General features: G+C 35.9%; 14 protein-coding genes and 2 tRNA genes. 7 read left to right on the forward strand and 9 right to left on the reverse strand.

Annotated elements, in window-relative coordinates:
• Positions 1-132 precede the first annotated feature (132 nt).
• Positions 133-504 carry a helix-turn-helix domain-containing protein gene (locus F3059_RS08540; protein WP_151168213.1) on the forward strand — a complete coding sequence of 124 codons (372 nt, stop codon included), beginning with the start codon at positions 133-135 and terminating at the stop codon, positions 502-504.
• Here the strand turns inward: F3059_RS08540 and F3059_RS08545 are convergent.
• The 5 genes from F3059_RS08545 to F3059_RS08565 all read right to left on the reverse strand — a co-directional run bounded on the left by F3059_RS08545 (position 501) and on the right by F3059_RS08565 (position 6,244).
• A complete protein-coding gene (locus F3059_RS08545; protein WP_151168215.1) occupies positions 501-1,094 on the reverse strand; it encodes a hypothetical protein in 594 nt (197 codons plus the stop codon). The genes F3059_RS08540 and F3059_RS08545 overlap by 4 nt on opposite strands.
• Positions 1,095-1,181: 87 nt before the next feature.
• The gene (locus F3059_RS08550) at positions 1,182-3,152 is read right to left on the reverse strand and encodes a hypothetical protein (protein WP_151168217.1); all 1,971 of its coding nucleotides are present in this window, start codon (positions 3,150-3,152) and stop codon (positions 1,182-1,184) included.
• 187 nt (positions 3,153-3,339) lie between these two features.
• Positions 3,340-3,747 (reverse strand): hypothetical protein, encoded by a 408-nt coding sequence (locus F3059_RS08555; RefSeq protein ID WP_223274581.1) that lies wholly within the window; start codon positions 3,745-3,747, stop codon positions 3,340-3,342.
• Between the two features lies 1 nt (position 3,748).
• Entirely contained in the window at positions 3,749-5,314 is a 1,566-nt protein-coding gene (locus F3059_RS08560; RefSeq protein ID WP_151168219.1) for a VPA1262 family N-terminal domain-containing protein, read from the reverse strand.
• 57 nt (positions 5,315-5,371) lie between these two features.
• Positions 5,372-6,244 (reverse strand): fructosamine kinase family protein, encoded by an 873-nt coding sequence (locus F3059_RS08565; RefSeq protein ID WP_151168221.1) that lies wholly within the window; start codon positions 6,242-6,244, stop codon positions 5,372-5,374.
• 50 nt (positions 6,245-6,294) lie between these two features.
• Here F3059_RS08565 and F3059_RS08570 point away from each other — a divergent pair, with 50 nt between their 5' ends.
• A complete protein-coding gene (locus tag F3059_RS08570) occupies positions 6,295-6,837 on the forward strand; it encodes a glutathione peroxidase (protein WP_151168223.1) in 543 nt (180 codons plus the stop codon).
• Between the two features lie 631 nt (positions 6,838-7,468).
• Here the strand turns inward: F3059_RS08570 and F3059_RS08575 are convergent.
• Both F3059_RS08575 and F3059_RS08580 read right to left on the reverse strand, forming a co-directional pair.
• Positions 7,469-10,219: a DUF2341 domain-containing protein gene (locus tag F3059_RS08575; RefSeq protein ID WP_170265134.1), complete on the reverse strand. Its 2,751-nt coding sequence runs from the start codon at positions 10,217-10,219 to the stop codon at positions 7,469-7,471.
• A gap of 328 nt (positions 10,220-10,547) precedes the next feature.
• A complete protein-coding gene (locus F3059_RS08580; protein WP_151168226.1) occupies positions 10,548-11,297 on the reverse strand; it encodes a LytR/AlgR family response regulator transcription factor in 750 nt (249 codons plus the stop codon).
• Positions 11,298-11,673: 376 nt separating this feature from the next.
• Between F3059_RS08580 and F3059_RS08585 the strand changes: the two genes are divergently transcribed.
• The 4 genes from F3059_RS08585 (at position 11,674) to F3059_RS08600 (ending at position 14,338) form a co-directional block, all read left to right on the forward strand.
• Positions 11,674-11,747: transfer RNA gene (locus F3059_RS08585), tRNA-Ala, on the forward strand.
• A gap of 157 nt (positions 11,748-11,904) precedes the next feature.
• Positions 11,905-11,976: transfer RNA gene (locus F3059_RS08590), tRNA-Arg, on the forward strand.
• Positions 11,977-12,053: 77 nt separating this feature from the next.
• A complete protein-coding gene (locus tag F3059_RS08595) occupies positions 12,054-12,422 on the forward strand; it encodes a hypothetical protein (RefSeq protein ID WP_151168229.1) in 369 nt (122 codons plus the stop codon).
• Between the two features lie 527 nt (positions 12,423-12,949).
• Complete coding sequence (locus F3059_RS08600) at positions 12,950-14,338, forward strand: reverse transcriptase domain-containing protein (RefSeq protein ID WP_151168231.1); 1,389 nt, start codon at positions 12,950-12,952, stop codon at positions 14,336-14,338.
• 30 nt (positions 14,339-14,368) lie between these two features.
• On the opposite strand, the gene F3059_RS08605 is transcribed toward F3059_RS08600, so the two are convergent.
• Both F3059_RS08605 and F3059_RS08610 read right to left on the reverse strand, forming a co-directional pair.
• Positions 14,369-17,623 carry a type ISP restriction/modification enzyme gene (locus tag F3059_RS08605; RefSeq protein ID WP_151168233.1) on the reverse strand — a complete coding sequence of 1,085 codons (3,255 nt, stop codon included), beginning with the start codon at positions 17,621-17,623 and terminating at the stop codon, positions 14,369-14,371.
• A gap of 235 nt (positions 17,624-17,858) precedes the next feature.
• Positions 17,859-18,725, reverse strand: a complete 867-nt coding sequence (locus tag F3059_RS08610; protein WP_151168235.1) for a helix-turn-helix transcriptional regulator — start codon at positions 18,723-18,725, stop codon at positions 17,859-17,861.
• A 109-nt stretch (positions 18,726-18,834) separates the two neighbouring features.
• On the opposite strand from F3059_RS08610, the gene F3059_RS08615 reads away from it, so the two are divergent.
• On the forward strand, positions 18,835-19,497 hold the full coding sequence (locus F3059_RS08615) for a hypothetical protein (RefSeq protein WP_151168237.1): 663 nt from the start codon (positions 18,835-18,837) through the stop codon (positions 19,495-19,497).
• The last annotated feature ends 24 nt before the right edge of the window (positions 19,498-19,521 follow it).

Here is a 19,521-nt window from a genome sequence, read left to right on the forward strand (position 1 = left end):
GCCTAAAAATTTGTTCAGGACAAAGTTTAATAAAAATAGTTGAGGATGTGTGGTTTAAATGTTGAAAATGTAAACTGGGAGTTGTAATTCACAACTTTGTGTAATTTTGGCTGTCACGAAAGAAACAGGAAAATGACCCAAACAATAAAGGTAGGAAATAAGATCAGGAAAATAAGAGAGTTGAAAAGTCTTTCTCAAGAGCATCTTGCTGATAAGCTTGATATGACAGTGTCAGGTTACAGCAGGATTGAGCGTGATGAGGTTTCTGTATCACTTGATAAGCTTTCGGTTATAAGTGAGACGCTTGGGGTTTCGATAGAAGAACTCCTGTCTTTTGATGAGAAAACGGTATTCAATAATTTTGGAAATGCACATGATGATAGCTTTACCTACCGTTCAGATTCTGAAAAGCTAGTTGAGGCATATAAAAGCCAGATTGACTTTCTGAAAGAGGAAATAAAATACTTGAAGAGCCTTATTAATCAAGAGAAAAAGAGTGGTTAATTAACTTTTGGATGGCAATTGATGTTGCTAAATCCTAAACTATCAATGTAGTTGTACATTTCTTCATGAGTGTCAAATACCTGGTAGAGCCCACCGGCTGCTGGAAGCCCGTTTTCCTCATAGTCTGAATTAACACTTATAGTTGATTTACCCACAGGTAAACGCAAGTCTAATTCATTATCTAATCCGCTTCGTAAACCTTCAATAGTAGAAGGCCACAATAAAAAGATAGCTCTACCATCTGGAGGTAATGGTCCACTAGGGCCTGGTGTAACAACAGCTATGTTTCCGTTAACTTCACCACCTTTAGTGAGAATTTCAATTGTTCCGCAGTTTATCTTATTGAGGACAGAGTCGTTCTTAAAAAATATTTTGTCGATCTGGATTAGATTAGAAGAACTGATAAGCATATTTTTCTTGTAGCACTCGCTTTCAATGACAGTTCCCTCAATGATGTATGGAGCCTTATTCATAAACTGTACAGCTAAGTGATCTTCCCGTTCTTGCTCTGTAAAGTTTTGAGAAAAGCCGTTATAAAACAGTAAGACGAAGAACCAGGTAAGTAGTGTGTACATTCTCATAATGCGCAAAATACCAAATTTTTGGTCTTAAGAAAAGGGAGGGCTGTGAATCCTTTTTAAAATTGGTAATAACTGATTTTCTTTAATTACAAGTAGTCAAGACTTAGTTCCAAGATTTAACACGTTTAACATTTTTTCCAATTCCTGAACTTTATCTGCTTGATTACTGTTATTAAGCTTTTTTCTTAGAAATAGATACTCTCTGTTAAGCCTTTCATTTATTAGCATTTTTGAACTGTCGCAAATTGACTTTTCGCTGCTTGATAGGATCAACAAAAGAGAATATAAATTGTCGTAATAGTCTATAAGCTGTTGTTCACAGTATTCTTTAACATCTAAAAAGACTTTGCTAGCAACCAAAAACAACAAATGTAATGGCATTTGGTAGTATTCAGAATTGTCAAATTGTGAATACCTGTCTTGTTTTAAGATGTGATTAAGTAATCTTTTGAAAAATTGCTCTTTTTGAGACTTATCTTTAAAAGCTTCATCATTTTCAATTAGTAATGCGACACCACAACATACGAAAGATTCCTTTATTAACGGTGTCGTATCAATTTTTGAAGGATTCCAACCTTGATGAATCGTTTTGAAATTGTTGATTAACTCTTCTCCTTTTTGTATAGGGTTATCTTGCTTACTTAATATAAACCCTAGACCTTTAAAAGCAGAGAAATATGGTTCTGAATAGCTTTTATCCCAAAAGAATTTATCGGAAGAAATGTAGTTAGTTATAGCTTCGAGTAAGCTTGAAGCAAGTTCATTATCTTCTTTTTTTTGTGTAATTTCAATGTAGAAGTTGAATTTCTGTAAGTTAAATGATCTAAAGTCTGGCTTTAATAGGCCAGAATTTTTTCTATATGTTTTTGTTAATAGTTTTATCTCTGAATTATAAATTTTGTTTGGTTTAAATTGACGATTTGTAGTCCTTGGCTTGTAGCTAAAAATCCAGTCTTCAATCTCTGAATTTGACAGTTGTTTCTTGAGTAATTTAATTATTTTATCATAATACTGTTTTTTTTCTTTATTCCATTCTTTTTGTTGCTTAACACCCTTGTGAAAAAACTGTTTGTTTCTTTCATTTTTCCTTTCAGGACTTTCGTAAATTGAAAGTCTTTCTGTCAATCTTAATGATGCATCAAAAAAATTTTTAGCTAGAATAAATAACAGAACTTTTAATTTAGACTTGAAACTCTTTTTTTTATTGACAAGTTCATTAACTAACTCTAGATACTGATGTGGTCTAAAATCGGATAGAGAGTGAAATACAGAGTCTTGTATTATTGGAAGTTTTAGATTATCCCAAAACTCAATCCAAAGTGAAACGTCTTTTTTTATAAGGACTGAAGAAATGAAGCTAAATTCATGATTTAGCATTATATAATCAGAGTTGAGTGTTACTTCCTGAGTATAACTCCAAAGATTTTCTTTTGGTTGTATTTGAAGAGAGTCAATATAATTTTCAAAATATTCTTTACTATACACTCTCATAGATTCAAGTAGCTTTTCGGAACTAACAGTTACTTCAACCCATTTTGTTTTTTTACTTTTCACCCAATATTTAGGAATATTTAAGATAACATGATTGTAGAAAACATGGAGCATTTGGGTTTTATTCATTAAAGACCTTAATACTTCAAAAGAATTAAATCTTGAATCTTGAGTAATGTTCTGTGCCAATTTTTTCTCTAACCATGAATGAAAGTATCTTTGTATAGTATGGCTTTCATTATTATCACCATCTTGTTCAAATATTCTTTGTAGGAATTTATTAAATGTGAATCTAGATAAACTCTGTTCAGTATGATTTTTATATGATTTATAAAGTTGATTGTGAGACAAAGACCTTTCTAGTTCATCGGCAATATTTGGTAAATCAAAATCTGTAACTTTTATGGTGTTATTTTTTTTTATTGAATCATAAATTGAATTGGTCACATTATTAATGAAAGGGGTAATCAAATTATTTAACGCAGAAAATGTATCCAGAAGCTCAATGAACTCAAGTTCTGTATATTTCCACTCAAGTGTGTAAAGGTCATTTTTGTAAAAAATTTCTTTATTCATAGTTATAAGTGCAAATAAGTTACTGGTATTTCGTTTTGTCTAGAACTTCTCCAGTACTCTTGAAATATTGATATTATAAAAGCCTTTGTTTCGGTATTTGATATTTTTAAAATTCCAGTTGATTTTCTTGAATTCAAATGATAGTCAATAGAACTGCCAATCAAAAAAATATCAGCTCTGTCAATGATTAAAAATCTATCGTGAAAAAATCTTTCACCTTGATTAAAATATCACCCTCATTAATGACTCTTAATCCAAATCTACAATCTTTTGCAGGTGTTATCGTGGTTTTTAGTGCGTCTTGCACGTCTGTTAAATAAGATCGAGATCTATCTAGTCCCTTAGTAGTTAGTATTTTAATTGTAATGTTATTATTAATGTTTTGGAATATGTTTTGATCTGCATTTGGCGGCTTAACATTAAAGTAGGGATCCCATATAATTATTTCATCAGTAGCATTATTAATGAGTTTCTGATACAATAGGGGGTTTTCGTTGGGGTAAGTGCCTTTATGGTAAAACCAATATTCGTTTTGACCACATTCATGCATTCTAAGCCTAGGATTTTTAGAGTTTGTCAAAAAAGTATTAGACATTTTAAATGTTTTTAGCGTATTCAATAATGTTTTGAGAATAACTATCAGAGTTGTACCATTTCTCAATTTCTTTAATTATTAGCCTACCTGATGAGTCAGGGATTCTTGCAATACATGTAGCTCTATTGCCAAATTCGTTAAATGAGCTTCCAATAAACCAGACTTTCTCGTCTGTAATGATAAATCTATCATGAAGAATACTTTTACCTCTAAGTGAGTGTACCTCTATATCGCTAAATGGGTTGGAGTTGTATGTTTCTAATGTCTCGTTGATTTTTTGAACTTCTCCATTTATTTTCAGGATAGCTTCTTTACTATTAAGAATGTTAATTTTAATACCCGTGTTTTTGATATGAAACGCATAATCAACAATATCTATACTTCTAAAATATGGATCACATAAATAGCAAGTATCCTCAGCTTTGTTAATGATTTTTCTTATTTCAGATTTAGCTTTTTCTCTTAGCTGAGCTTTTTCATTCTCACTTTTTGCTCCTGGGAAAAAAATAAATTCGCTACGGTTGGCTAATTCAATATGTTCTCTAGTTTTATCCGCATTTTTAAAATAATGCTCAGAGTTGAAGTTTTTTGTTTCACCAATCAAGAGGGGCTTATCTCTAGAAAACTTTTCGATAACATATTTTTCACTCCCTTTTTCTGTTTCTTTATTGACTTGAAGGTCTGCTTGTTTCAGTGATATTCCTACTTTAATACTCTTTATAAAAGTTGATGGCCCCTGAAGAGCAATCAAGTTGTTGTCGCGATTATAAATCCTAAGTTCAAATGAATTTGGCTCGTGAGGGAGATTTATTAATCCTTCTTGGTCATTTATCTTAAAAGCTTTGTCTAAAGCTATCGCATCTCCATGCTTGTCGATAATTCTAAATGTTAATGGTTCAAAATGTTTTTTCCGTGTTAATATTTTATAAAAAATGCCAATTGGATTAGTTGAAAGAGATAAGTTTATTTCTCTAAAGTATGGGTTTGGAGCTGAAAGATAAACGTTCCCTATATGTTCTCTCTTTTGAATAATATCAAAGCCCAGCCAGTCTATTGTTAATTGCTGTATCGCTTGTGTTTCTTTTGATGTCGTTAAAGAAATAAATTGATTTTCAGTTTTTCGTTCATTATCAATTTGGCACCATATTAATAATCCTGATTTCCTAACAGGAACTATTGAAGCTACACCTTTTTCTGAGTAATAGTTAGAAGTGAAAACTAATGGGTATTCTCCAGATGGTTCTTTTATAAACGATTTATTAAAGAAGGATATTTCTTTCCCATCAATTTCAAAATTATTAATTGGGTTACTAAATACATTAAGGGCTCTATCAACTGATGAAAACTCATCAATAGCAAGGTAGAATGAATAACTATCTAAACCAGACTGTTTAGTTCTGACACAATTATCTTTCCATTTATTATTAGGGATATTATAAGGATATTCGTCATCAGTCTGTAATTCTATAACCGAAAATAAATGGTACCATTTTTTAGTTAGCTTGTCTTGAGCTAACAAAGTTGTTCGAAAGGCTTTTTTGTAGTGCGTTTTAAGTTTTTGTATCAATTCATTTTCTGTTTAGTGTAAGTTTCTCAAACTTAATAATTATTGTTTTACTTGATATTAAAAATATGATTTTAATATGTGTTCTACCTGCATCAAATAGCTGCTTCCAAACAGGTTGACATGTACCAAAAGCGGATATAAGTTGTAGAGTGGAAGTCTGCCACGCCATCCTTTTTCAAGCGGATTTTCTTTCATGTAAGCCTGGTAAAACGAACGGTCAAATCCACCGAATAATGTCGTCATTGCGATGTCAACTTCAGGATGGCCGTAATACACAGCCGGGTCGTAAATTGACGGATCTTCACTTGTGTTCATGGCATTGCCTCCCCAAAGATCACCGTGAACCAGCGAAGGTTTTGCAGGTGGAAAAAGCTCTTCCAGCTTGTAGTACAGTTTTTCAAATTGCCTGCTGTGCTCACTTTTCATATCGCCATTGTCACGGGCTATTTTGAGTTGAGGCTCTAACCGTTGCTCAATGAAAAATGGAGCCCATTCTGAATATTGCGTGTTAGATTGTTCGAGAGACCCCATGTAATTGTCAAAATCCAGCCCGAATTGATCAGTTTTTGTTTGATGCATTTTGGCGAGTAATCGACCCGTTTCTTCCTGGTCAGAGCCGGGGGCTTCATCGAGCCATTCGAGGATGAGATAGGCACGGTTGTTATTTTCAAAGTTGAGGATGGGTTTTGGTACAGCGAATTCAGAGTGTTTTGACAGAAGTGAAAGTCCTTTTGCTTCAGCTTCAAACATGCCGGGATGGCGGCTGGCTGAATTTACTTTGAGGAAAAAGTTTCGGTCGTCTGATTCGAGCTTGTAAGCATCATTGATACTTCCTCCACTTACGCTGTGTGTTGAGCTGATGGGATTTTGGATCTGACCGTGGTTTTGGAGTTTTTCATAGAGCAGTTTGATTTCTTGTTCGCTTACCATAAACCTTAAGGCTATTTTTGTGTTTAATTCCAAATGTAAAGAACGAAATTATGAAGACAGCAATAGCTTTTGTTTTAGTATTTGCGAGCTTTTTGTTCGCGCCAAGTACAGAGTCTGTTTACCAGTTCAATGTAAAAACGATTGATGGCGAAGAAATTTCACTATCAAAATATGAGGGAAAAGTGATGCTTATTGTGAATACGGCAAGTAAGTGTGGGTACACACCTCAATATGAAGGGCTGCAGGCTCTTTATGAGAAATATGAAGAAAAAGGCTTTGTGATTCTGGGATTCCCGGCTAATAACTTCATGGGACAGGAGCCAGGGACTGATAGCCAAATTCAAACTTTTTGTAAGAAGAATTACGGAGTCACCTTTCCCATGATGTCTAAGATATCAGTTAAAGGGAGCGACAAAGCAGCTCTTTACGAGTATTTGACAAATAAAGAAGCTAATGGCAAAGTTGGAGGAGAAGTAAAATGGAACTTTCAAAAATACCTTATCAATAGAGAGGGGAATGTCGTAGCGAAGTTTAATCCCGGCACTGAACCGATGGATGAAGAATTAATCAGCGCTATTGAAGCAGAGTTATAACCTGAGTTCGATTCATAGTTTAGGATTCAAACCACATATAAATAGTGAGTTTCGACTAAAAGCAAGGAAAGTATAGCGGGCTATATTGACGAGCTTTTAGGAAGAAAATGGCTGTTTATATGTGGGGTTTCCAAAGACGCCACTAATACTGCGTTTCTTTTGCTCAATTTAGCCCGCTAAATTTTCACAAAAGAGCCTTGTCTAATGGCTTCTTTTAATATTTGAATCTATAAATAATAATCGAAATCAGGTTTATAGTTTTTAGGTTAGAGTTGAAGTTTAGCTGAATCAAAAAAGCCCGGTGCGATCTAATCGTCCGGGCTTTTTTGCCTTAAACCTTCTATCCCTTATTTGGTTACTGACAAACGTACACTGATCTTGGTGTTATCTCGAGATTTATTGGTGTGAAGGGCACAAGTCGTAATTAAAGTGGTATAAAGGGTTGATTAACCGTTTTGAGAACCTTCTTAAAAATCAAAAAGGCCCAACGTTCTAAACGCTGAGCCTTTTTGTCCTTAAACCTTCTATCCCTTATTTGGTACTGACAAATGTACGCCTACACACCTTGAATTCTCCAGTATGCTTACCCCATTAACCACAAGAAGGAAATTTTTGGGTATAAGATGCATTTTTACGGTATGAGTAACTTTTCAGTTATGGTGTTCCCGTGTGAATTGTACTTCAGTAAATAGACACCGGTTACTTCAGGAGTTTCAATCTTATTCGCATTGCGTACAAATGAAATGTTTTTACCCTGCAAGTTGTAGAGTTGAATTTGACTGAAGTTTTTTTGCTTATCAGCTTGTAGCTTGATGAATTCTTCAGTTACGAAGACATTTACTTTCTCACTACTATTTGATTGGAGTTCTTTATTTGAAGAGAGAGGTGGAGCTTGTCCGTCAAGTTGGATGACAAACCTGAATTGGTCCTGGTTTTTGTCTAATTCAACTTCAGCTTGTGACGATGTGAGGTTGTATTTTACATCATCTTTTTTGTCGTAGAGGTAAACAGGTTGATCAATATTGCCTTTAGTGGAGAAAAGCTCAAAGCGGTAGGTACCGGAGCTATCTCCTTCAACTGACAAAGGAATGGATAGCTCTTCATAAAGTGAAGACTTTGACAATCCCTGAATAGCATATTTTGTGCTGTCATCTCCACTCATGAGTGTTCCCACTGTAATGTAGTTTTGTGCGCTGTTTTTTGGTGCGTCATAATCCGGGTCAAGTCCGTCTGTGGCATTTTCATTAAACGCGATGAGGACATCGTTTCTAACATCATTCGGATGGGTAACACGAACCCAAAATTTCGGGAAAGAGCCTTGGCCGTTGCTATTTTTATAAAACCGGTCGTTGTCTCCTACAACTCTCATCGAATTGTCAAAAGTGACATTTCCATCTTGTGATGCTGCAACCATAAAGCCTTGCCCTGCTGAAATGCTCGTGGGCGGAGTGCTGTATGTTTGATCGTTGGAATTGATAAAACCAGAGTTGTTGACTGTGACATAATCTGATTGGTTATAGCTTGCCGATTGGTTATCCCATAAATATACTGCTGAATTGCTGTCGAGAATAGAGCTGTTTGCCTCTCTAAAAGCTTCGATATATATTGCTGATGGATACGGATTACCGATCAGGTTCCAGTTTTTTCCATCCCAGCTACCTCCCGGGCTGACGTTGGGATTCAAAACACCTACTGATATTGGGCCATTGTGAACTTGCCCTTCAAAAATCCTTACGGGGTTTACAGAGTCTCCGGCAATAAAATAACCTTCCCCTGTATTGATCATGTTATCTCCACCACTGATAACATTATTGGAGTTAAATGTTACGGAGTTGCCTTTGCAGGTTGTGGAGTAGCCATCCGGAAAATCGTACTTCCAGGATTGAGAGGCAGCATCAAAATAGAGCATGTCACAGGGGTTGCTCCCCTGAAAAACACCACCTGATCCGGCAATTTGTTGGTTCTGAACGGGAGACGACCACGAATTGAAATAAGACATATTTGAGATTCCTTCTCTTTTATAGGTGTAATTACCTGATCCTGTATTCAGATCACTTTCAGAATATTGAACAAGCGCTCCATTGTTCTCAACGGTTAGCGATCCCGAATTGTCAATTCCACATTGAACGATAAGGCTCTGACTATTATTGACATTTATTGTGTTGCCGGAATTTACTGTGACAGATGAGGTTTTGAAATCTCCATCTACATTTATGTCGTGATTGATCGTTACAATTGCGCCAGCTGAGTTTGGTGCAATTCCACCAGACCAGGTGCTCCCAGCCGACCAATTTCCTGATGAGGCTGTACTGAAGTTTTGAATTTCCTGTTCAGATCCCAGCGTCATAAATGTCGATGGGTCATTTTGATTGTTGTAGTATGTGGCGATCCAATCGTCAGATTTTTTGACATTTAAAAAGTGTGCTTCATCAATTTTTCCGTCCCAATCACTTTGAGAGCTTGCTCCCAAAATGAATCGCTTGGTTTGGTTAATAGCGTTATTGAAGGTTGAACCATTGAAACAATTAAAACCGACCGGATTTCCGTTTACGTGAAGGTCTAATGGAGAGCCTGCCTGCCAACTAACGACAACATGTTGCCAGTTAATTGTTTGAATGTTGCTGTTCGATTCTCCGGTATACTTTGTTGAACCTCTGTTGATACCGTGTTTTATCACATTAGTTCCGCTGCAATTCGAACCGGTTTGATCGTAGCGCAAACTGAAGTATCGATCCATGTTTTGGTTGCGGTTGCCTCCGAAGAATACGCCTGCGTTGACACTATTTGATTGTGGCTTGAGCCAAATTGAAAAAGTGTATTCAGTTAAACCATCAATATAGTTTTCACCGTCACTATCGGTGTAGTAGTCTCCGTTTCCATCAAATAACTTGGCTCCGCCAACTTTACCGGTGGTGTTTTGAGGAGTTCCTTTAGTCATATTAAAATCGTGACTGTTGGCAGTGGCATCGAGTGTGTTTTCGAGGTGCCAAACACTTAAATATTCGCTATTCCATGCTGATGTGTTTTCCTGAGATGAGGAAATGGATGGGTTTCCGTAAATTATATAAATTGAAGTGTCTTTAATAGCACTAATTGTTGGGATTTGCACCCAGCCTGATAATTCTCCGGTGGCAGGATCATAGGATTCAATTTCGTGATGGATCTGACCACAAAAATCATTGGAAAAAACGATGTCGTAGCCGTTTGTACTTTCTACGTGTCCACCGTTTGATACGCTCCTGAGATCATTGTGAGAAAATGAAAAGTAAGCTGTAAATGGACTAATTTCCGATGAACCACTTATCTGTGAAGAGTTGATCGTTACTTTTTTAAAATAGTTGTAATTGCTGAATTGAGCACAACTAATTTGAACAATCAGCATGCTTATAAAAAGGGTGAATAACGTTGTTAGTTTTTTGGTCTGCATAAAATGATGTGTTTGCCTAATAATATATGAAATACCAGGCTAAATGTAAAACAGCTTTTATCGGGCCAACAAAGAAGAGGCTGATGAGTTCAGTTGGGGACGAGAAATGGTGCACTCTAAACTGATGAGTGAAAGTTAGATTTCCCCATATTGTTTATTGCCCGTTTTATAGACAAATCAGGTTTGAAGGATTGGTGGTAGGCTAAGAAAAAGGTTTTAAGACGGGGGTAGAAGGGTAAAAAAAGAAATAAAAACCAAATAAAGGATAAAGGTCAAAAGGGGTTTAAATCAAATTCAAGGTATTGATAAGGTTTTCCTTGTAAGTTCTGCTGAACGGAATATTGCGATCATTTACGATAACGATATTCTCAGACAACTGAACTGTGTTTACGTACTCAGTATTGATTACGTAATTGCGGTGTACACGAATAAATGTTGACTCCGGGAGTTTCTTGATGAAATCCTTGAGTGCAATTTTCACGTGAATTTGACGGTTTTCTGTAAAAATCGAGCAGTATTTTTCTTCTACTTCAATAAACTCAATTTTGTTGGTTTCAACGCGCTTGAGCTTGTTGCCGATTTTTACAAAGAAACTGTGATTCTCAACATTTCGATGAAGCGGTGCCTCGTTGATTGGGCTGCCGTTTTTCATCTTTTTGCGAAAATCCAAAACAGCTTTTTCAATGCTGTCTTTCAGCTTCTTTTTCGTCAAAGGATACTGAACGTAGTTTTTTTGAAACCCCGTTTTGTTCTTTTCAGAACCGTTGTTCAGTTCTTTGGGGTCTCTTAGGAAGAGGATTGGCACATCTGAGTGCTGACTCAGTTCGTTGGCTACATCGTAACCGGATGTACCTCCATTTTCCTTGGTGTCAATCAATACCACATCTGGTACCGATTCTTCAAAGGCGCGCAGGGCTTCCTGACCACTGCTCTCTACCGAAGTAAGGTTAATTTCATCTCCCTCGAAATAGGATTCGAGGTCCTGATTTTCATTAACCCCACTGTTCACAGCTAAAACATTGTATTTCCTCATACTATTGGGATTAAGTATTAAATTAATATGAGACAAATTTATTGACTTTCTATTTGCAAACTGTGACCCATTATTTGCATTTTATACCCAACCCGTTGTTAATTGTGCTCAAAGCCTTACAGATAGTAGGTTACAGCTGTTCATAAATATACCCAAAGCTGTATTTAAGTCTCAAAATGACACTTATTCTCTAAATCTGGTAACTCGTTCCAAAAGATTGCGAGTTATTAACAATTGTATAGACTGAAGAGGTTAAAAAGTGCAGTCTCATATTCTAAAAGACGTAAAAAGATGAAATAAAATGTGTTTTTGGTGGGTTTTTAAAATTGCTTTTCCATTTTTGCAATGCGGTATTTTTTATGTCTAAAAATAACCCGGGGCATTAGCTCAGCTGGCTAGAGCGCTACACTGGCAGTGTAGAGGTCATCGGTTCGACTCCGATATGCTCCACAAGAGGGGGTGTATCAAAACCGGAAATCAAAAGATTTTCGGTTTTAAAAGGCTGTCCTTTAAAGCATTAATACTCGAAAGAATTAGGTTGCTACGTTTTAGTCAACTTTTTTCCAAATTATTCAACGCCTTTTGATACACCCCCTTCTTCTTTCAAGCCTCCGTAGTTCAAGGGATAGAATAGGAGTTTCCTAAACTCTAGATCCAGGTTCGAGTCCTGGCGGAGGTACTTTTTATCTCAATACTTTTCCAAAAAGTACTTACCTGAACAATTATATATTTGAGTTCATTCAAAACTCAAATACCATGAAAAAACTGAAAACACTCTTAATTGTAGGAATTTTGCTCTTTGTTGGAAAAACGATGACCGCGCAAACTATTGACGGGAAGCCAATTGATGAAATCGATGCGCATTACGTAGTAATTAAAGGAGCAACAAAAGCGCTAAGTCCAAATTTTAATATTCAGATCCTAATCGGTCAGGCCCCGGAGTTTTTAAAACCTTCAAAGGAAACGGAAGTAAAAGATGAAAACGGCAAAGAGATCGAGTTTAACTCCATCACAAACGCGTTGAACTTTATGGCTGAACACGGTTACAGGTTGGTGGATGCTTATGCAGCATCAAAAGATGGATCCAGAACTGTTCATCATTACATCCTCTCAAAAAAAGAGTAACAGTTCAAACCTGACAGGTTCCCAAAGCATGTTAGGTTTTTTTAATAAACCAACCGGGACCGCCCGTTCAAGGGGTATTCACGGTTGTGGGTCTAAGCCCAGTGAACCGCTATTATTATTAGGACTTTAATATTAAAATAAAAAACTTGCTTTGAATATTAAGAACTAATGACGGATGAATAAAGTTTTGATAAAGAGGTGTTTTAAATGTGTGTAGAAATGTGTACATTTGTAGTACTATCACAATTGGGTGATAGGGATATTGTTTAAGTCTTCGGGCTCGAATAATAGTACATCGATTAATCGCTGCACAATTATTCTTATTAATGAGCAGAAGAATTGAATTAGTATTAACATATACGGATTCATTTCAATATTGTTGATTAACAGCATTCAGTTTACTTATGTAGGCTGTTGATGTTCAGTTTTTACTGGATGGGAAGAAGGTCTTATTTGGCTTTCTATAAAGTGCAAAAGGGTTGATATAAGTTTATGCTGGCTTAACCCTTTTGCTTTGCCGTTTCTTTATGATGGATGAAACTTTTGATAATTTATGGGAAGAATTTGTTAAAAAGGAGTTCTCTTCTTTAAAAAAGAGAAAGTATAAACATTTTGACTACCCAATAACTTTTTCTAAAAAGGTTTTTTCTAATTACAGTCTTTTTCGTGATCTCTTTACAGACAAGTTCAAACAAGCTTTTAAATCTAAACAGATTTTTGACAGAGGTTATTATCCATTTATTCATTATATTAAATACTCACCTAAGTTTAGGAACAAGAAAGACGGTAGTAGAGTTAAGTCTTTTAAAAAAAGGCATATATATTATTCATCACATTTGGATTCAATAAGGTTAAGTTGGTTTGCCTTAATTCTAGGTTTTTGTTACGAACAAAAGTTGTCCAGAAGTAAATTCAGCAATTCTGTTAAGGCGTACAGAAAATTTGATGATAAGTTAAATAATGTAGACTTTGCTATTGAAGCATTTCAAGAAATTGCAACCCGAGAAAATTGTGTTGCAGTGTGCCTTGATATATCAAAGTTTTTTGATAATATACCTCATAAAAAATTAAAAAAGAAATGGTTGGAGGTTATTAATTACGAATTTTCACAATATGATGAATTACCACAAAATCAGTATACAGCATTTAAGGTCATGACTAATTTCCACTTTGTTGAAAAGGATGTGATTAATGATGTTTTTTACTATAAGAATAAGTTTGGAAGTGATAATTTAAAATATTGTAGTCATAGTGACTTTAGAGATTTTGTTATTGGGACAGGAATGATTCAAAAAAACCATCTGCTTGAAAAACAAAAGGGGATTCCACAAGGTGCTCCAATTAGTGCAATTCTATCTAATATTGTGATGATTGACTTTGATAAAAGTCTTTTCGAAAAAGCTGAAGAAGTTGGTGGCAAGTATTATAGATATAGTGATGATATATTATTGATAATTAATGAAAATGATAAGGAAAAAGTTAAATCATTTGTTAGTGAAAGAATAGAGGAGTTAGGATTTAAACTTAATGATAAGAAGGAGCGTGTGGTTCACTTTAAGAAGCTAAACTCTAAAGTAAAATCATTCTCTTCTGAAAATAAAGAAAGTAGACTTCAATATCTTGGATTAGAGTTTGATGGAGAAGATGTGTTTATTAGATCTTCAACCTTGTCAAGATATCATGGTAAGATGAAAAAAGGAATTAAGCGAGCTTATAGTATCTTTAAAGGAAAGAATGGAAAGGGCGATAAGATATTTAAGTCAAAATTACATAAGCTTTACACAAATTCAACAAGTAATAATTTTATAAAATATGCACACAATATTGTAAATAATGAGACAATATTAAACACAAATAAGGCAAAGAATCAAATCTCAGCAAGGTACAAGAAATTAAATGAGAGGATCAATGATTGAAAGTTTTTTATTTTTCGTTCCCAAAACCTGTTAGGTTTTATTTTCGCCCTCTTCAATCACGAAAACCTTATCAACTTCCTTCATCAACCTGTCAGTTTCTGAAAGCGCTACAATAATTTTTTGATAGTGGCGAATATCGTCAATGGATAACTCACGGCCTTTGCGGTCTTTGAGCCATTTTTGGGCAGGTTGGTAGCCGCCTATGTGAAATTTCCACGCATTCAGCGGCACATTAGCAAAGTACTGGTTTTCATTGATGAAAACGTTTCCCTGTAAAATACCCTTGTCCTCATTTTTGGGAATTGGAACGTATTTTGGCTTTTCAACAATATTATCACCGGGTTCAGGGTACTGTGTTATAAACTCTTCAACCTTTGGGCTTTCCAGCAAGTGAATTTGACGTATTTCACCACCCAGCTTTACCAACTGCCAAAATACTTCTTTGTCTTTAGGGTACGGTACACGGGGGAAATCAATTTTGAGGAATTCCTCGTTTTTCTCGCGGTAAGTTGGGCTGTGCAATACAGCATAGATGTAATCCAAAATGTCAATGGGGGCAAAGGTGTTTTCGGTAGTTTCTTTTTCGTGGGTAAAAGTCAAACCTAAATTCGCTGCAATTTGATTTACTATTTCAGTTTTTAGATTTGGTGTTCGACCCTGCACTGAGCTTGTCGAAGTGTCTGATTGTTCAATTATTTGTTGTCCGTTGGTTTCAGGATAAAGGTAAAGAGGAAAAACACTTCCACCGCCACGATAATAAATGTTTTGGTCTGAAATCGTGTTAGTGATAAAAGATAAATTCCATTGCATACTTCCAACGGCTTGACCTTGTCTGCCTGATATTAATGCAAAATTTTTACCTTCTCGCATATTTTTCATAATGCGATTTTGGCTATATGCAAAAAAACCTTTTGGCTTGCCTGTGAAATATGTCCATCTGTTATCAAATGGACGATATGTAATCATTTTGAAATTATTTTCACTGCAACTTTCAGTTAAATCTTCCTTTGCTTTAGACAAAATCCAATCTCTACTATCGCTTTTTAAGTTATAGATTTTCCGTAATTCAGATTCTTCTAAATTTCTAAAGTTTTCAATTATTCCATTTAGGGTTGATTTTTCAAATTCGATAGTAACGCTGTCATTTTTTGACAAAACACCTAATGACGATTCTATAAACAACTCCTTTAATTGAAAACCTTTGTCATATTCGTTTTTATATTCAAAATCTTTAGGCATTAAAAAATATTCAGGAGCAGTTAGTTCAACTTCATTATAGGGTGTTGATTTCAGACTGTTTTCGGTTAGAAAATCATACTTTAAATCTCGTTTACCATAAAGGTCATAATGATAAACTTTGCCTAATTCGTTTGGTTTTTTCTTTCCTGTTTTTATAAAAAAATTGATTGAAACACCTTGTTCAATGTCAAAAACATTAACGTCAGCACTGCCATCTGGGGCAGTTTCTTTTTTCTTAGCATTACCGTGTAAATCAATCGTATAAATTTTGTCATAAGTTTTAAGCAAATACCAACGCATACCCCTGAAAGTTGGATTATCTAAGAACCCGTGTGGATTGATAAAAGCCAAAACACCACTTCCGTTTTTTTCTATGAAATGCTGACCGTATCGCAAAAACTTTACATAATCGTCATTGATGAATTTTGAATTTTGTTCTTTCAGTTTTTCTTTTCCTCCTGGTTCTTTTTTATAATCATCCATAAGGTTCATGATCCACTTGCCTTTATTTTGGCTTTCACCGCTATATGGCGGATTACCAATCACACACATTACGGGTGTGTCTCGTTTAATAAAGTTAGCTTCGTTAGCCTCGTTACTTAATGCGTTTGCGAAAAGAGATCCTGTATCAGGGTGGTGTTCTTCGAGGCTGTTGGTGAGGTAAACGCGAAAGCGTTGTTCTTTTTGGGGCTTAAAGCCAGTGGCAGAGAGGAGCAAATCGAGCTTGAGGTGTGCCATGGCGTAAGAGGCCATTAAAATCTCAAACCCGTTGAGCCTCGGTATCAGGTGGTCATCAACGTATTTACTCCAAATGCCTTCCTGTCCTTTAAACCGGCTGTGTATTTGCCTGACAACTTCTGCCAAGAAAGTACCGGTTCCTGTTGCGGGGTCCAGGATCTGAACTTTATGAACTTCTTTTTCAACTTCTTTGTAGCCCGTTTTTGAGCGCTTGTCGTCTGTGGCAACTTTGGTTTTGATTTTTGTTTTAGAGGTATCGGCAAGTCCGTCTTTTAAGCCAAACTCATCTTTGAGAATGTCGTCAACTGCTCTTACGATGAAATTGACAACCGGCTCTGGCGTGTACCAAACACCGCGGCTTTTACGCAATTTGGGATCGTACTCTGCCAGGAAGGTTTCGTAAAAATGGATGATGGGATCGTTCATGGCCGTTTTTTTGCCAAAATCTTTGAGGAGATCGGCAACGTTTGTGGCTCTGAATATGTCACTGAGATCATCTACGATCCAGGCTAAGCGATTATCGAGGTCATAACCGGCTATGTACTGGAAAAGTTTTCGCAAAAACGGGTTTGTTTGCGGGATGAGTGTAGCAGCTTCCTGCCGGCTAAAATCATCGAGGGTGGGGTCGTGGAGTCTTGCGGCAAACATGCCGTAAGCAATTGTTTGAGCATAGATATCGGCAAATCCTTTTGGTGTAATATCATAGATTAATATTTGCTTAAAGACGTTGTATTGTTCCTGCAATGAGGTGTTTGGATTGAGTTCATCGGCAATATCGGCATCCAGTGTTTTTTCAAACACTTCTTTCATGAGGCGGGCTTTGTTTGCCATCATTTTACTCAGCTTTTGGGCAGATTTAATGGTTTGGCCGTATGTTGAGATGAAATCGGCAATGAGGTTTTCAAAATCATGAAACTCATTGAGGTTTGGTTCAATGTTTTTGCCCGTAACAGTTCCAATACTGATCTTTTTTACCAGTTCACCATTTCGGTAGAGCCAAAAATCGAGATAATTGGTGATGATGAGGTTATCGAGAGAAGAGCTGTAGCGGTTAAATTGCTCTTTATAGGATTTGCTTCCCAGGTCAGCGCCAATATCTTTAGCTTCAATGTACCCGACCGGAATTTTTCCTTTAGTCAGAATGTAATCTGGTGCACCGCACTCAATACGAGCCGGCTCGTTTGTTACAACTATTTCAGGAGCGAGTTTTTCCAGTAAAGTTTGCAGGTCTCCGCGATAAGAGTGTTCACGGGAAATACCAGTTTTGTAACGTTTGTCGATGCTGGTGATGTAGTCTGTTATTGTCATGAGATATTGAGTTGATCTTTCAAATTAAAGGAAAAAGAGAGTGAATCTTTAAAATGGATTAAAATTTGTAGTTTTATATCTCTTTTAATTTTCATAATTCCCTTCTCTAAGGGAATGGAAAAAGCCGCCTTTAATGTGGCAGTTTTTTTAATTTTTTTAGATTTGAAGTATAATGAGAATAATAATTGGTTAGGTTTTTTATTGATTTGAGGCCATCCTTTACGGGTGGCTTTTTTTATAGATCATCTAAAAACTGAATAAACCCTTTGTCTCCCAAAACTTCAATGTCACTTTTTAAGCCCAAAACAAAGCGAGCCGGAGCTTTGTAACTTTGTACTTTCGTTTTAAAAAGGTATTGTTCAGAACCGAGAGGCTTGATAAAGGGGCTACTCAACGGATATTCTTCTTTGAGCAACAGGCGAGACCGCAGAGAAAGTTTTAACTCAACTTCCTTCTCCATTTTATTTCCCCTAAACCCAAAAACATCGGGCTTATAAAACTGATGCTGCTCTTCAAACTGAAAGTGCTTGTCGAGAATTTCAACTTCTGAGATGCGTTCTATGTTGAAAAACTTGTTCTTCTTAGTACCAACTTCAAACCCTGATATTGATTCGTAGTTATCTGTAAATTTTGTAGGCTCAATTAAACGGTTTGTTATTGATTGGCTGTTGGCTGAGTAATACTTTTTCAAAACAACCTGTTTCTCTTCAGCAATTGCCTGAGATAGTTTTTCAATAACCTTGCCCAGGTGAGCATTGAAAAGGTTTTCAGCGCCAACTTCCAGGTTTGACCAACTGCTGATTTTATTAAGCACACTATGAGCTAGTTTTGAACTTTTACCGGCAGTCTTCACCAGCTTTTTCAAAAAGTCAATTTCCTGTGGATTAAATTCAGGGGTATTTTCTTTATTCGGGATGAAAAATTTCCCGTACCGGTCCTTTTGCACATCAAAACCAAGTTGAATTAATAAGTCGATGTATCGATAAACTGAACGTTGGGAAATTTCTAATAGCGAAGATAAATTCCGGCAGCTCTTAGGAGGTTTAGCTTTGAGGTAATTAATCAATGAAAATACCCGGTATATGCGATTTTGATTAAACAAAACAAAAGTTTTGCGACAAATGAAGTCAATGTGAGGGTAACTTCCAACTTGTTGACTCTATTTGACAAATATGTTTTGCTGTTTTGTGAGGAATCAAAATAATCAAAACATGAAAAAAGGAATATTCATTTTATTAGTTGCTGTAATTACAGCTTGCTCATCACCACTTGACAGGACCTATACTGAAGAATCGTCAAAGGAAGATTTTAAAGTATTGAGTAAAGAACTCGATTCCAGTGACAAAAAATTATTGATCGGAACCGTAATGCGAAAGGCGTTTCAGCAGGAAAGCATTGAGGGGATGACATATCGCGAGATTTTAGAAGAAGGAAAGGAATGGAAAAGGAAGCAAGAGGAAAAAGAAGCGGAACAAAAAGCTATGGCTGAAAAAGCTGCTCGTGAAGAAGCTGAGCGTATAGAGAGACTTCAAAATGCCGTAATGGTGAGTTGTTTTGATAAAGGATTTTATGAAGCTCAGTACGAAGAATTTCTTACGTATGGTTTTGCAATTAAAAACAAGAGTGATAAAGACATAAGAGCTGTAAAAGGCGCAGTCGTTTTCAACGATGTTTTTGATGAAGAAATTTACTCACTTAATCTAACGTATGACCAGCCAATCAAATCTGGTGAGCAAATAAAATGGAATGCTCAAAGTGATTACAACCAATTTACAGATGAACACCAAAGGCTTAAAAATAAAGAACTAAAAGATATTAAAGTAGTTTGGAAGCCTGAAAAAGTCATTTTCACTGATGGCACTATACTTGAATAATAAAACAACCGCTGAAAATTAAGC

The sequence above is a fragment of the Salibacter halophilus genome (genome assembly GCF_008806325.1).
GTDB lineage: Bacteria > Bacteroidota > Bacteroidia > Flavobacteriales_G > Salibacteraceae > Salibacter > Salibacter halophilus.